This is a genomic window from Maricaulis sp. D1M11, from assembly GCF_047308265.1.
Taxonomy (GTDB): domain Bacteria; phylum Pseudomonadota; class Alphaproteobacteria; order Caulobacterales; family Maricaulaceae; genus Maricaulis.
This window is the reverse complement of record NZ_JBKQWY010000004.1, coordinates 50,989-64,644: the sequence shown is the minus strand read 5'-3', so window position 1 is coordinate 64,644 and position 13,656 is coordinate 50,989. Positions and strand designations below refer to the sequence as shown.

12 protein-coding genes and 1 tRNA gene are annotated in these 13,656 nt (G+C 61.6%); 9 read left to right on the top strand and 4 right to left on the bottom strand.

Going from position 1 to position 13,656, the window contains the following annotated elements:
* The first annotated feature begins 126 nt into the window (after positions 1-126).
* Complete coding sequence (locus tag RMQ97_RS08835; protein WP_413660503.1) at positions 127-1,203, top strand: serine hydrolase domain-containing protein; 1,077 nt, start codon at positions 127-129, stop codon at positions 1,201-1,203.
* A gap of 45 nt (positions 1,204-1,248) precedes the next feature.
* Here the strand turns inward: RMQ97_RS08835 and RMQ97_RS08830 are convergent, their stop codons facing one another.
* Positions 1,249-2,115, bottom strand: a complete 867-nt coding sequence (locus RMQ97_RS08830; RefSeq protein ID WP_413660502.1) for a hypothetical protein — start codon at positions 2,113-2,115, stop codon at positions 1,249-1,251.
* A gap of 108 nt (positions 2,116-2,223) precedes the next feature.
* On the opposite strand from RMQ97_RS08830, the gene RMQ97_RS08825 reads away from it, so the two are divergent.
* From RMQ97_RS08825 to RMQ97_RS08815, 3 genes are all read left to right on the top strand, one after another.
* Positions 2,224-2,730: a potassium channel family protein gene (locus tag RMQ97_RS08825; protein WP_413660501.1), complete on the top strand. Its 507-nt coding sequence runs from the start codon at positions 2,224-2,226 to the stop codon at positions 2,728-2,730.
* Between the two features lie 144 nt (positions 2,731-2,874).
* Positions 2,875-4,884: an acetyl-CoA carboxylase biotin carboxylase subunit gene (locus RMQ97_RS08820; protein ID WP_413660500.1), complete on the top strand. Its 2,010-nt coding sequence runs from the start codon at positions 2,875-2,877 to the stop codon at positions 4,882-4,884.
* Between the two features lie 45 nt (positions 4,885-4,929).
* Complete coding sequence (locus RMQ97_RS08815; RefSeq protein WP_413660499.1) at positions 4,930-5,697, top strand: hypothetical protein; 768 nt, start codon at positions 4,930-4,932, stop codon at positions 5,695-5,697.
* 19 nt (positions 5,698-5,716) lie between these two features.
* Here RMQ97_RS08815 and lipB read toward each other — a convergent pair whose 3' ends face one another.
* Positions 5,717-6,439 carry a lipoyl(octanoyl) transferase LipB gene (lipB, locus tag RMQ97_RS08810; protein WP_413660498.1) on the bottom strand — a complete coding sequence of 241 codons (723 nt, stop codon included), beginning with the start codon at positions 6,437-6,439 and terminating at the stop codon, positions 5,717-5,719.
* An 82-nt stretch (positions 6,440-6,521) separates the two neighbouring features.
* On the opposite strand from lipB, the gene RMQ97_RS08805 reads away from it, so the two are divergent.
* The 3 genes from RMQ97_RS08805 (at position 6,522) to RMQ97_RS08795 (ending at position 9,096) form a co-directional block, all read left to right on the top strand.
* Entirely contained in the window at positions 6,522-6,770 is a 249-nt protein-coding gene (locus RMQ97_RS08805) for a FliM/FliN family flagellar motor switch protein (RefSeq protein WP_413660497.1), read from the top strand.
* A gap of 74 nt (positions 6,771-6,844) precedes the next feature.
* Positions 6,845-6,931 (top strand) — tRNA-Leu (locus tag RMQ97_RS08800).
* 164 nt (positions 6,932-7,095) lie between these two features.
* Positions 7,096-9,096 carry a calcineurin-like phosphoesterase C-terminal domain-containing protein gene (locus tag RMQ97_RS08795; RefSeq protein ID WP_413660496.1) on the top strand — a complete coding sequence of 667 codons (2,001 nt, stop codon included), beginning with the start codon at positions 7,096-7,098 and terminating at the stop codon, positions 9,094-9,096.
* Here RMQ97_RS08795 and RMQ97_RS08790 read toward each other — a convergent pair.
* Together RMQ97_RS08790 and RMQ97_RS08785 are read right to left on the bottom strand one after the other, a co-directional pair.
* Positions 9,093-9,875 (bottom strand): ThuA domain-containing protein, encoded by a 783-nt coding sequence (locus RMQ97_RS08790; RefSeq protein WP_413660495.1) that lies wholly within the window; start codon positions 9,873-9,875, stop codon positions 9,093-9,095. The two genes, RMQ97_RS08795 and RMQ97_RS08790, sit on opposite strands and share 4 nt — an antisense overlap.
* 118 nt (positions 9,876-9,993) lie before the next feature.
* Positions 9,994-11,004, bottom strand: a complete 1,011-nt coding sequence (locus RMQ97_RS08785; RefSeq protein WP_413660494.1) for a hypothetical protein — start codon at positions 11,002-11,004, stop codon at positions 9,994-9,996.
* A 141-nt stretch (positions 11,005-11,145) separates the two neighbouring features.
* On the opposite strand from RMQ97_RS08785, the gene mgtE reads away from it, so the two are divergent.
* Both mgtE and RMQ97_RS08775 read left to right on the top strand, forming a co-directional pair.
* Positions 11,146-12,537 (top strand): magnesium transporter, encoded by a 1,392-nt coding sequence (gene mgtE / locus RMQ97_RS08780; RefSeq protein WP_413660493.1) that lies wholly within the window; start codon positions 11,146-11,148, stop codon positions 12,535-12,537.
* A gap of 38 nt (positions 12,538-12,575) precedes the next feature.
* Positions 12,576-13,607, top strand: a complete 1,032-nt coding sequence (locus RMQ97_RS08775; protein WP_413660492.1) for a Kelch repeat-containing protein — start codon at positions 12,576-12,578, stop codon at positions 13,605-13,607.
* The last annotated feature ends 49 nt before the right edge of the window (positions 13,608-13,656 follow it).

Sequence of the window (13,656 nt, the reverse complement as noted above, 5' to 3'; positions counted from 1 at the left end):
TTCGCCCGTTCTGACGCGACAGGGAAGTGTGTGTTGTGCACGAGATGGGGTCGCAATCCAACCCCGAGGCTCAATCTCAAAGCCCAATCTTAAAGCCCAATCTTAAAGCAAGGACTTAGATCACATATGCGCCCGCTCCTTCTCGCTGCATCCGCTCTGGCCCTGATGGCGTGCTCCGCGCCCGCTTCCGCCGATGATACCCCGATGATCGCTGTCCCCGCCGACATGGCCGCCCAGGCCCGGGCGGTGTTTGACCCGATCGCGGCGCAATACCCCGCGCTCAATGTCACCGTGATGCACGGGTCGGACATTATCTGGGAGGCCGAAGGCGGTATCCAGCGCGATGCGCGCGATGGCGTCACTCGCGATTACAACGCCTATTCCGTCGCCAAGACGATCACCGGCATGGCCTTTGCGCGCCTGGTGGATCATGACGGTTTTGACCTCGACCAAAGTGTTCGCGCAATTGATCCGGCGCTGCCCGCCCATTACGACGCGGTGACTGTGCGCCAATTGCTGAGCCATACCGCGGGCGTGCGCCACTATACGGGCGAGGCGGACTGGCTGGGCTTCAATGCCCTGCGCTGTGCCACACCGGCCGAGGCTCTGAGCCATTTCATCGCGGATCCGCTCGTGCGCGAACCGGGCACGGGTTATGGCTACACCACTTATGGCTTTGTCCTGGCCAGCCATCTCCTGGTCCAGATCACCGGCGAGGCGAGTTTTGATGCGGCTCTGGAGGCGGTTCTGGGTGAGCATTATCGCGCCCGGGCCGACCAAGAGGACGCCGACAAGGCCGTCACCTGGTATGGCGAGGACGGGGCGTGGCAGGCCCTGCCGCTCTCGGCGGAATGCAAGTTTGGCGGCGGCGGACTGCTCATGTCCTCGCGGGATCTGGCTGCGATGGGCGCAAGCCTGGCCGCTGGCGAGATCGTGCCTGTGGAGCGTATGGAGACCCTGTTCGAGCCGCGCGCCCATGAGGATGCCCAGGGTTTTGCCTATGTCTACGGCATGGGGACGGATATCGATCCCGATTTTGGTGTGCGTTTTGTGGCCCATTCCGGAGGCTCTCCGGGCGGACGCTCCTTCCTGTTTGTCCTGGTGGAGCCGCAACTCACCATCGCCGTCACCGGGAATCTGGACGGGCCGGGTCTGGACCAGGTCGCGATCCCGCTGGCGGGCGTGTTTGCGGGTGGAGACTGATCGGCGCTTCGCTGGCGGTGGGGGAGGGGCGGCCTCTCCCTGCGCTCATCCACGTTGAGGCCAGAAACGGCCCAGCACAAACCCCACAATGACGGCGTAGAGCGCGGAGACTTCCAGCCAGACCGTGCCATTGGCCTGAACCGGGGCGAGGGTGGAGGCCGCCGCGGCCAGAAGCAGGATCACACCGCCCCCGCGTACGCGCGGTCGTGAGAGCGGCTGACCTGTTGCATCACCCACGCTTTTCAGCGCGGGCAGGATGAGAACAAAGACCAGGCCCAGCGCCAGGAGAGCGCCGGTCACCGCCATCTGTGTTGTGTCGAGCGCCATCACACGGTCCAGCGTGAGGGCGGCGAAATCGCCCTCCACCTCGATCAGGTGCCAGGCGGAAAAGGACAGGCTGATCATGGCGAACACCAGGTTGAGGGTTTGCTTGCGGTCAAACAGGGTGTCGAGCGCCAGGGCGATGGCGACCACGAGGCCCATGGCCCACATGCCGTCGACAAAGACTGATCCCGCCGCCAGGGCGGTGACGAGAAACCGGTCGCCCGCGCGCAGCGGATTGCCGACACAGCGATTGACCACGCGCATGGCCATGAGAGTGGCGGCGGCGGTGAGCAGGGCATGGTCCTGGCCCAGTGACGCGGCGATCAGAAAGACCGGCAGGGCGATGAAGGCGGTGGCATTGCGATCGGGATCGATCTCGCGGCCCATGGCCCAGACGACAAATCCGGCCAGCATCATCCAGACCCCGTCCAGCGCTGCATCAAGCAGGCCCGACCCATTGAGTGCTACGCTCAGACCGCCAAACACCACGGCGATGATCGGCAGGAGGATCAGCATGGCCAGATTGGTCGGGTATTGCGGTTCCAGCGGGCGGGCAATGGAGGACAGGGCGTAGATGGGCTTGCTCATGGCGCGATCCTGGGGAATCTGGTGATCTGAACCTTCACACCTAGCCCGATGAGGGTGAGAGTGAAACCGGCAAATGCGCGCAACCGGCGTGCGGTCAGGAGATCCGTCATGATCATCGCGCTTGTTGTGGCCAGCCTGATGGCGATTGCCACGGTGGTCATTCACACGGTGGGCCTGGTGGCGATGATCTCGATCATGGGCAAGCGCAAACACCAGATCGCCAGGGTGACCGGGGCCTTGCGCATCGTCACGTATACGGTTGCTACGGTGATGGGCCTGTTCCTCATCCACACGATCGAGATCTGGGCCTATGCCGGTCTTTACCGGGCGCTGGGCCTGTTCACCGATTTCGAGGATGCGCTTTATTTCTCGACCACCACATTCACCACGCTGGGATATGGCGATGTGATCATCGAATCCGAATGGCGCCTGATCGCCTCTGTGGAGGGCTTTAACGGCTTTCTTCTGATTGGCTGGTCGACGGCCTTTCTGGTCACCGTGGTCGGACGCCTGTTTCGCGCCGAGATCCGCTGGATTGATCTGCTGGACGAAGACGACAACGGGGATGAAGACGGGGATGAGGACACACACGGTCACCGAAGACCGCGCAGATAGCGCAAACATCGCTCTGTTCGACCTTTATCCAAGCCGGCGGACCGGTTTCCCATGGCAAGATCGCTTGCCCGGTACACGCGCAACCGTTTAAACCCGTTCGCAAATCGGACCGGTAGAGAACCGGCGGCCTTGGGGAGCAATTGAATGTTCGAGAAAATCCTGATCGCCAACCGGGGCGAGATTGCAGTCCGCGTGATCAAGACCTGCCAGCGCCTGGGGATCCAGACGGTCGCGGTGTATTCCGAGGCGGATGCTGACAGCTTGGCCGTAGAAATGGCGGATGAGGCCGTGTTTATCGGTCCTCCAGCTCCGGGTGAAAGCTATCTCCAGCTCGACAAGATTCTCGATGCCTGTCGTGAAACCGGCGCCCAGGCCGTGCATCCCGGTTTTGGTTTCCTGTCGGAAAACCCGTCTTTCCCGGCGGCCCTGGAAAAGGCCGGCATCGGTTGGATCGGACCGAATGTGAAAGCCATCGAGGCGATGGGCGACAAGATCCGCTCCAAGCAATTGGCGGCCAAGTCGGGCGTGTCCACCATTCCCGGTGCCGATGGCGAGATCAGCGATGTCGACACCGCGCTCGCGGCGGCCAAGGCGATCGGATATCCCGTCATGCTCAAGGCGTCTGCCGGCGGCGGCGGCAAGGGCATGCGCATTGCCCGGTCCGAAGACGAGGTGCGCGAGGGATTTGTTGCCGCGCGGAACGAGGCCAAGTCGGCCTTTGGCGATGACCGCATCCTGATCGAGAAATTTGTCGAGGAACCGCGTCATATCGAGATCCAGGTCCTGGGCGACAAGCATGGACATGTGATCCATCTCAATGAGCGCGAATGTTCGGTCCAGCGCCGCAATCAGAAAGTTCTCGAAGAGGCGCCATCGCCCTTCCTGGACGCCAAAACCCGCGATGCGATGGGTGCCCAGGCTGTCGCCCTGGCGGCCGCAGTGGACTATGACAGCGCCGGGACGGTGGAATTTATTGTCGACAAGGACAAGAATTTCTACTTCCTGGAGATGAATACCCGCCTGCAGGTGGAACACCCGGTCACCGAACTGACCTGTGGTCTCGACCTGGTGGAACAGATGATCCGCTCGGCAGCCGGTTTGCCGCTCGACGTGGCGCAGCGTGATGTGGGCATTAAGGGCTGGGCCGTGGAAGCCCGCCTGTATGCCGAAGATCCCTATCGTTCCTTCCTGCCCTCCATCGGTCGCCTCAAACGCTATGAAATGGCCGCTCCGGGCGCTTTGGGCGCGGGCGAGTTGCGCATTGATAGCGGCGTGCGCGAGGGTGACGAGATCTCGCTGTTCTATGATCCGATGATCGCCAAGGTGATCGGGTATGGCGAGACCCGCGAAATCGCGATCGACACACTCAATGCTGCGCTCGACCGTTTGTATATCGAGGGGCTGCAATCGAATGCGCCCTTCCTGTCCGCCGTGCTGGAAGAGGCGGATTTCCGCTCCGGCCGTATTCATACAGGCTATATCGGGGAACACTTCCCCGACGGTTTTGCCGGCACAGCCCCGCGCGAGGATCAATTACTGCAGATGGCGGCCGCGTCGGCCTATATGCAAGAAGTCCTGACCCGCCGGGCCGAACATGTGTCCGGGCGCATTTCCCCGCTCAGTGCAGAGACCACGCGGGAATGGTCGGTTCTGCTCGATGGTCGCCGGTTCGAGGTGGAGATCGAGATGCATGAGGAAGGTTCCGCGCGGATCTGGGTCCCCTCGCTCAATGCCGATCATCTGACACTCGATACGAGCTGGCGTCCGGGACAATTCCTGTTTGATGGCGCGCTCGACGGGGTTGAGTTCTGTATTGGCAGCAAGCCGGGCGAGGACGGTTTCCAGATGCGCCATCGCGGTTATCAGGCGACCGCACGGGTGTGTTCGGCCAAGGCTGCGGATCTTTTCGCGCGCCTTCCGGAAAAGGAAAAGGCCGATACTAGCAAGCTGGTTATCAGCCCGATGCCAGGCCTTATTGTCTCGGTGGATGTCGAGGTCGGCCAGGATGTGAAGGCCGGAGAGGCGTTGCTGGTGATGGAAGCCATGAAAATGGAAAACGTCATCCGCGCCGAGAAGGATGGCACGGTGAAGGCGATTAGGATCGAGCCGTCACAATCGGTGGCTGCAGACGAATTGATGCTGGAATTCGAATAGGCCTCGGTCCATAAGACACATCTTGGGTTTTTTCTGGGGGAAATGATGAATCCGCTCGTTCTGTTTGTTCCCAGCCTGCGTGCGTCGACGGCCGCGTTTGTGCTGGGTCTGATCCTGCTGGCTGTGCTGGACTATTTCCGCATCACCCTGCTCGATGGTTCCGTGGCGCTGCTGGGCATGGCCCTGGTCTGGTATGTGACCTTCTGCCTGTTTGCCAATCGCCGCCGCCATGCCTCGCGTGGCATGGGTCTGGCCTTCCTGCCGGTTATCCTGGCCATTGTTGTCAAGGGTATCGGTTCGGCGGTCGGTTTTGGCCTTGGCAGCTGGAATCTGATGCTTGAATTCGCCGAGGAGAATGGCATCGATACCTCGGACATGCAGGAGTTCAGCGAGAGCGTGAATGATCCGGGCTTCCAGTCGGGTTTCGAGGAATGGATGGTCTCCAATCCGGAGGCGGCTGAAACCATGCTGGCCGCTGCGGCGCTGCCGTCTTACATCGCCTTCTGGGCTGTCATCGCTCTGTTTGCTGTGTGGTTTGCGACCATGCGCAGCGCGGGCGGCACTGTTGATACGGCCGCAACCGCGCAAACGCCTCTCTATCCGCCAGCGGCAGAAGAGACACCTGCTGAAGAGGCTCCGGCTGAGGACACTCCGGCTGAGGACACTCCGGCTGAAGAGGCTCCGGCTGAGGACACTCCGGCTGAAGACACTCCGGCTGAAGAGGTTCCAACGGAAGAGGCTCCAGCGGAAGACGCTCCAGCGGAAGACGCTTCGGCCAGTGACAGCGAAGACGAGAAGAAACCCGAGGCGTAAGCGCTCGAGGGTTTTTGGATTACCGGTCTTGAAAACGGGGCGGTTCGCAGGCGCGGACCGCCCCGAATATATCTGTAAAGGCCAGGTGCAGGGCCGCGTCGAAATCTGTCATCGAGACAGGCTTGCCCAGGTCTTCCAGACTGGTCACGCCATAGAGTGGATTATCGATGCCGCACGGTGTGATGCCCCGGAAATGGTCCAGGTCCGGGGCGACATTGAAGGATATGCCGTGGAAGGACACCCAGCGGCGCAGACGCACACCAATGGCCGCGATCTTGTCTTCGCGCCCCTGGCCGCGATCGACCCACACGCCCACTCGGCCCTCGCGCTGACCCGCCTCCACGCCGAACTGGGCGGCCGTGGCGATCAGCCAGTTCTCCATATGGGTCACAAATTTGCGCACATCGCGGCCGCGCCGGGTCAGGTCCAGCATGATATAAGCCACGCGCTGGCCGGGCCCGTGATAGGTGTATTCGCCGCCGCGTCCGGCCTCATAAACCGGGAAGCGATCGGGCATCAGCAGATCTTCCGGCTTGGAACTGGTGCCGGCGGTGTAAAGGGGAGGGTGTTCGAGCAGCCAGACCATTTCGCCCGCAGTGCCGGCCTGGATCTGCGCCACCCGGTCTTCCATGAAGGCGAGCGCGGGTTCATAGGGCACGCGCTCCGGCGAGACGCACCAGTCAACGGGCGGCAGGCCTGTGCGCGCGTCGTGCGTGGCCGTCTTCGAATCTGTTAATGACATATCCGCCCGCCTTAACCTTCAAGAAACCGAATGGGTCAAACATCGGGTGTCATATCCGCCACGGCAAGTTCAGGAGAAGCGTGTGAGTCAGCTCGGTGCTGTTGAAATCGAAATTGCCGTCCTTCTGGGACGGTCAAAAATGCCGATTCAGCAATTCCTGCGCATGGGCCGGGGTGCCGTGATTCCCCTCGATTCGGGCGAGGATGACCAGGTGTGGATTCTGGCCAATAACCACCCGATTGCGCGCGGGGAAGTGATCATTCAGGGCGATCGTATCGCAATTTCGATCACGGAAGCCGCCGATGCCAATGAATTCTTCGCCGCAGCCTGATTGACTGCATAAAGCTCTGAGAAATCCCCTTCACAAGTGAGAACCGAGCTGTTATCTCCGCGCCTCCTTCACGTGCGGTCGTGGCGGAATTGGTAGACGCGCAGCGTTGAGGTCGCTGTGGGGTAAAACCCGTGGAAGTTCGAGTCTTCTCGACCGCACCAAGAAGGTCCAGCTTGAGAGCTGACTGACGAGACAAGCCCCGCCTGGCGGGGCTTTTTCTTTGTCCGCTTTCCCCCGCTGTTTGTCCCCCATTTCGCAGACCTGTCACGTGATCCTGCTAGCTCAGGGCCCACATACCTTCCACTTGTGATAAGGATCCGGCCCGATGACCCGTTCCGGCATGTACGTCTGCGCAGCGCTGCTTGGCCCTGCCGTCTTCCTCGCCTCTGCCGAGGCCCAGCAAACCCCTTACATCGCGGATATCGAGGTCATAGCGGCCAGCGATGAGGGTGTGGCGCGCGACAGCGTGACCGGCCATGTCTTCAACGATATCAATCGCGATGGTGTCCGTCAGGCCGAAGAAGCCGGTGTAAGCGGTGTCATGGTCTCCAATGGCCGCGAGATCGTGCGCACGGATGCGTCGGGCGCCTATGCCCTGCCGGTGCGTGATGACATGTCGGTCTTTGTGATCCAGCCGTCGGGCTGGCGTGTGCCGACCAATGCGCACTGGGTGCCGCAATTTGCCTATGAGCACAAACCGGAAGGCAGCCCGAAACCCTTGCGTTTTGGCGGACTGGCCCCGACGGGCGCCCTGCCGGCCGCGATCAATTTCCCGATCATCGAGAGCGAGATCGGGGATACGTTTACCTGCGGCGTGCTGGGTGATGTACAGACCTATACGCATACCGAAGTCTCCTTCATGCGCGACAGCTCGGTCGATGACATGATTGACCGGGGCGAGGGCGCTGTGGATTGCCTGGTGGCTGTGGGTGATGTCGTCGGTGATGATCTGGGCCTGATCCCGCGTCTCTCCGAGATCTGGGGCACGGTCGGTGCCACCCAGTGGTGGGTGCATGGCAATCATGATTTCGATTTCGACGCCGACAGTGATGCCGACAGTGCCGATAGCTGGCGCAATCTCTATGGCCCCAATTATTACGCCTTCGAGATGGGCCAGGTGACGTTCGTGATCCTGGACAATGTCGTCTATCCGTGTGCGGGAGATGACGCGCAGATGCCGGGTCGTGAATTCTGCCTGGAGGATGAGCGCAAGCGTTACAATGCGCGGATCACTGACAATCAGATGGCCTTTGTCGAGGCGCTCAATGCCTTGACCGATGAGGACCACACCTTTGTCTTCGCCCATCACATTCCGTTTGTGTCCTATGTCGACCAGACCACAACCGCGCACCAGACCGATAATGTGACCGAGCTCTATGCGCTGGTCGAAGACCGTCATGCGCTGTCTTTGTCCGGTCATACCCATACGCTGGAAAACCTGGCGCCGGGCGACCGGTTTGATGCCTGGACCGAGGCGGTGAATGTGGAGGCCTTGCCCTTCCGCCACATCGTGGCCGGTGCCGTGTCGGGAGGCTGGTACAATGGTGACCTGGATGTGCATGGCACGCCGATGTCGCTGGGGCGTCTGGGCGCACCGCGAGGCTGGGTCGAGCTGAATTTCGACGAGACCGGGGATTTCCGCGAGCAATTCCATGCCGCGAACATGGGTCGTGAACGCGCCATGTGGCTGTCGGTCAATACACCGGACTTCCGCGCCTGGTTTGATGCCATCAATGCCTGGCGCCGTGAACCACGCGCCGAGCGTGATCCGGTGCCGCCGGTGAGCCTGTACGATCTGCCGGATGTGAAAATCCTCACACCGCAAGACCTGGCGGCCCAGAGCTATATCACAGCCAATATCTTCATGGCCGACAGTGCAACTGAGGTGAGCCTGACGCTCAATACGGGCGAGGTCATCGAGATGGTGCGCACCCAGGAGGCCGAGGGCGAGGCCGCACGGATCGGCGCCGCCTATGCGGATCCGTTTGCCACCCAACGTCAGTTGGTGGTCGCACGTTATGCCATCGAGAGCCGGTCAGGCACGCCCAATACGCAAGGCTATCAGCCCTATAGCCGCCGGGGCGGGTCACCCATGGTACCGCAGCCGCAAGGCTCGGTCGCAGATCGCAATATCCATCTATGGCGCGCTTTGCTGCCGACGGATCTGGACGAGGGTGTCTATGTCGCCACCATCACCGCCACGGATCGTCATGGCGAGGCGATGATGGACCGCATGGTGTTCGAAGTGCGGGCCGAGCGTCCGGACCCGAACTGGCGGGCCGATGTCTGGAATGCCTTTGAAAACGGCGCGCCGGTCCGCGACTAGTCCGGACAGTCCGTATCTGGCTGGGTCCGGTTCGTCCGGACCCAGTCGAAGGCCTGGCCCAGTATCTGTCTGTAGATCGGGTCGCGATAGGTCTCAAAACCGTGCCCGAGCGCGGAATAGACGGCGCGATAGTGAGGGGTGCAGCGCCCCCAGATGATCGGGTGCTGCGTCGGATCATCGCTCATGGCCAGATCTTCCGGCCAGTCCGTGACCACGGTGTTGCGTGGCGAATAACTGGTTTCGTCCAGACCGGCCAGCAGGACCAACCCCTCCATGTCGGGCACACGATCAAAGGAATACCATTCATCCCGGTGCTCCCATTGCGCAGGGACATCCTGCATCACCGGATGAGTGCCGCTCAGTGTCACCACGCGCGCTGTCTGGAATTGCGGGGCCATGATATGGCCGAGAAAGCGCGTGCCGATCAGATTGTCCTGATACCAGGTCCAGCTGGCGATCGAGGCATCACCGGCACCATGCAGGCCGATCCAGGCGCCGCCATCAGCCATCCAGTCTTCAAACGCCTGGCGTTGCTGGGCCGACAGCACCTCTCCCGAGACATTATTGAACACGATGACATCGAAGCGGGCGAGATCCTGCGCATTGAAGACCCCGGGCTGTGCGGTGGTGAACAGGCCATACCCGCGATCCGTGGCCAGTTCGGCAAAAAAGAGATCGGCGCCGGCAATGCCTTCATTGTGTCGCCAGCCCAGGGTTTGTGAAAAAACCAGCACCGCCGGTTCGCTCATGTATTCGGAAACCTCCGGGCGGTCAGACATCGGGTTTACCTCAGGTGAAACAGGAGAAGCAGGCGAAACGGGCGCAATGGCAGAGCACGCGCTCACACACAGAGCGATCAGGGGAACAAGGCGGGGGCGTGAGTGTGCACTGCGTGATCTAGGCATGTGTGGCGTCCGCATCCCCCGGAGCGTCAGGGGCGTCGCCGAAGACCGCGCTGAGACCGGGATCATCGAGCAGGCGCCGCTCATAGGCGGTGGACAGGACGGCGACGCTGATCAGGATGTAGAGATTGTTCAGCAGTTCGGTCGGTAGGGTGAAGAACACAACATCCACCCAGAAGGCGGTCTCGGACGGTGAGGGATAGTTGGGTGAAAAACCGGTCAGATCAGCCTCGGGTGTGGGATAGCCCAGCACAGTCCAGATCAACTCCTGCAGTCCCAGGCTGACGCCAAAAATAAGCGCATGTGAAACCAGTGCGGTGATCCACAAGGCGCTGGCGAGACTCACGCCCAGCCCGGCGGACTTGCTGGCGGCCGTGCCAAGCCCGTAGCGAAACCCGATGCTGATCGCGGGAAAGGCAAAGCTCATGCGCGCCGCGAGTGGGCTCAGCAAAACAAGAATGGTCGCCACGAGAAAGGCCAGGACCGCACTGATCGATCCGGGCGCGTCTATGAGGCTGTTGAGCACGGTATAGGCCAGCAGCGCCAGGGCGGCCAGAAAGCCCGCAACCACCAGAATGATCAGGCCAAGCAGAAGATTGGTCACCAGGACCAGCCACATGCCGCTTGATGGCATGACATGTCCCATGCGGCGCGTGGCGTGCTTCAGCAGCGCACGGTGACCGAGAAACACCAGGGCGGCGGCACAGATCATCAAGCCGATGCTCATGCCGGGCAGGCCCATCAGGTCGAGCGTGGTGATCCCTGTGGTCAAACCGGTGATGACGATCAGCAGCCCGGCGAGTTGTCCCTTGCATTGATTGAGACTGGTGAACGCACCGGCAAGCAGGGCGCCCGGTTTCAGGCTGCGCTGTCCCGGGGCAGCCGGGTCGGCCTGGACAAGGCCAAAGACGAGCAAACCCAGAAGGGTCGCACCGAAGCCCGCGCCCAGTCCCCACAGAACAGGTCGCAAGGCCGGATCGTGCAAAAATACATCAAAGCCTGACATGGCTCGCCCCCCACTGGCGTGTGACACTAACCGGCAGAGAAAACAGGTCAATGTGATTGTCGAGCCCTTCTGAGATGGCTAGAAGAAAGCCACGAATCCAGACCCAATGAGATCCCGCAGGTGCAAGGCAAGGAGGCCGACATGAGCGATGACGCTTTTGAAGAAGAACTCCTTGAAGAAGCGCCGGCCCAGGCCGATCTGGACCCGGAATATGTCTCCGGGCTGAAGGAGGCCATTGGCCAGTCGGATGTCGACCGTATCCGCCGTCGTCTGGCGCCGCTGCACGAAGCCGATATTGCCGATGTGCTCGAACAGCTATCCTCGGGGCAGCAGGAACGCATTGCCGAGCTGGTCCCTGATGTTCTGACCGGGGATGTTCTCGCCGAGCTGGAGCCAGAAACCCGCGAAGGCGTGATGGAGCATCTCGATCCATCCCACCTGGCGGCGGCGATCGTTGACCTGGACAGTGATGATGCGACCGAGGTCATTGAAGAACTTGATGCGGACGTCCGTGCAGCGGTTCTGGCGGAAATGCCTGATCAGGAGCGCGAGGCGGTCGAGAGCAGCCTGGCCTTCGACGACGAGACGGCCGGCCGCCTCATGCAGCGCGAATTTGTCGCCGCACCCGATTTCTGGACGGTGGGGCATGCGCTCGATCACATGCGGCGGACCGAGGCGGAACTGCCTGACAAGTTTCACGACCTGTTTGTGGTGGATGCCGGCTTCCGGCCGGTGGGAGAGATACCGGTCTGTTTGCTGTTGAGCGCCCAGCGTGACACTGAACTAACCGAGCTCATGCTGACACCGCGCATCAAGGTGGCGCCGGAAACCGATCAGGAAGAGGTGGCCTATCTGTTCCAGAAATACCATCTTGTGTCCGCGCCGGTGGTCGACGAGGCGGGACGCCTGAGCGGCATGCTGACCATTGACGACATGGTCGACGTGATCAGCGAGGAGAATGAGGAAGACCTGCTCGCTCTGGCCGGTGTGAACGAGGCCAGCCTCGCCGATACGGTCATGAGTGCGACACGCGCGCGCGCGCCCTGGCTCTTGCTCAATCTGGCCACGGCTGTGCTGGCCTCCGGTTTTATTGCGCTCTTTGAGGGGTCAATCGAGCAGATCGTGGCACTGGCGGTTCTGATGCCGATTGTGGCGTCGATGGGCGGCAATGCGGGCACACAATCGCTGGCGGTTGCGGTGCGTGCGCTGGCAGCGCGCGATCTGACCTCCGCCAATGCCTCCCGCGTGGTCTGGCGCGAACTGGCCACGGGGACACTGAATGGCCTTCTCTTTGCCGTCGTCATGGCTGTTGTGACGATTATCTGGTTCCAGTCCCTTGAGCTGGCGGGGGTGATTGCCCTGGCCATGGTCGTCAATCTCGCCTGTGCGGGGCTGTCTGGCATTCTCATCCCGCTGGGGTTGCAGCGCGCCGGTGCTGACCCCGCTGTGGCCTCGTCGGTTTTTGTCACGACCGTGACTGACGTTATCGGATTCGTGGCGTTCTTGGGGCTGGCGACTTGGGTCCTGTTGTGATGGAATATCACACGGGGTCTTGGAAGATGGTGATTGAGATGGTGCGTACTGGGATGTTGTCTGTGATCCTGTCCCTCGGGCTGGCCGCTTCGGCGTCGGCTTTGCAAGTGGACGGGGCCGGGACCTTCGAGCCGGGGTGGAACGCCGCCGGGCGGCTTGAAGAGGGTCGCGCCGGGCTGGGTGTCGCCGTTCTGGATGGCAAGCTCTACGCTGCGGGTGGCTCAGGTCTGACCACACCCCATGTTGAATTTGATCAGTACGATCCGGACTATGACGACTGGATCCCGGAATTGTCCCTGCCAGTGGGGCTGGAACAGTTTGGCATGGCGGCCATCGAGGGCCGCATCTATGTCGCTGGCGGCTATGCTGGCGGAGGATATTCTCCGGACGAGACGGGGTTTCAGCCTTACGGTCAGGCCCGACAGGCCTATAGCGCGCCGACCTCGCCCTCCGCTTCGATGTGGTCCTGGTCGCCGGAGGACGGTATCTGGCAGAGCGAGGCCGCCTTGCCGGGTCCCCGGGTCGATTTTGATCTGATTAGCCTCAATGAACGCCTCTACGCGATTGGCGGGCAGCGGGATGATGAAACCCTCTATGTGTTCGATCCGGTCGAGACGAGCTGGTCGAGCGAAACCCTGCCAGCCGGTGTGATCCGCCCGGGCGCCGTATCGGTGGTCTTTGCTGGTGAGCTCTGGGTGATGGGCGGAATGACAGGCGGAGACGTGACCCGGCGCACGGATGTCTTCTCTCCGCAATCGGGGGAATGGCGTTCAGGGCCTGATCTTCCCGAAGCCGTGGTGGGTGCCAGCGCCGCGTCGTTCGAGGGGCGTCTGCACCTAATGGGTGGTCGTGGCAGCGATAACGAGACCACGCTCGATACGCACTGGGCCTATGATGGCGAGCGTGCAGTGTGGGAGCGTGTCGGCACTTTGCTGGCGCCGCGGACCGAAGCGGCAGCCGCGGTGCTGGGCGACGGGATCTATCTTGTGGGCGGGGGCAGTGGTGGCGGGTTTTTCGCTCCGTTTACCGCGCTCAATGATACGGATGTCTATACCGAACTGGCTGAGTAGGCTGGGTCTTGTGAACTGAGTAGAGTAAGGCGAGGGCGGAAGCGGTGTG

Bases quoted from the DNA above. Each gene is read 5' to 3' on its own strand.
- RMQ97_RS08835 (WP_413660503.1), top strand. From the start codon at position 127: ATGCGCCCGCTCCTTCTCGCTGCATCCGCTCTGGCCCTGATGGCGTGC.
- RMQ97_RS08830 (WP_413660502.1), bottom strand. From the start codon at position 2,115: ATGAGCAAGCCCATCTACGCCCTGTCCTCCATTGCCCGCCCGCTGGAA.
- RMQ97_RS08825 (WP_413660501.1), top strand. From the start codon at position 2,224: ATGATCATCGCGCTTGTTGTGGCCAGCCTGATGGCGATTGCCACGGTG.
- RMQ97_RS08820 (WP_413660500.1), top strand. From the start codon at position 2,875: ATGTTCGAGAAAATCCTGATCGCCAACCGGGGCGAGATTGCAGTCCGC.
- RMQ97_RS08815 (WP_413660499.1), top strand. From the start codon at position 4,930: ATGAATCCGCTCGTTCTGTTTGTTCCCAGCCTGCGTGCGTCGACGGCC.
- lipB (WP_413660498.1), bottom strand. From the start codon at position 6,439: ATGTCATTAACAGATTCGAAGACGGCCACGCACGACGCGCGCACAGGC.
- RMQ97_RS08795 (WP_413660496.1), top strand. From the start codon at position 7,096: ATGACCCGTTCCGGCATGTACGTCTGCGCAGCGCTGCTTGGCCCTGCC.
- RMQ97_RS08790 (WP_413660495.1), bottom strand. From the start codon at position 9,875: ATGTCTGACCGCCCGGAGGTTTCCGAATACATGAGCGAACCGGCGGTG.
- RMQ97_RS08785 (WP_413660494.1), bottom strand. From the start codon at position 11,004: ATGTCAGGCTTTGATGTATTTTTGCACGATCCGGCCTTGCGACCTGTT.
- mgtE (WP_413660493.1), top strand. From the start codon at position 11,146: ATGAGCGATGACGCTTTTGAAGAAGAACTCCTTGAAGAAGCGCCGGCC.
- RMQ97_RS08775 (WP_413660492.1), top strand. From the start codon at position 12,576: ATGGTGCGTACTGGGATGTTGTCTGTGATCCTGTCCCTCGGGCTGGCC.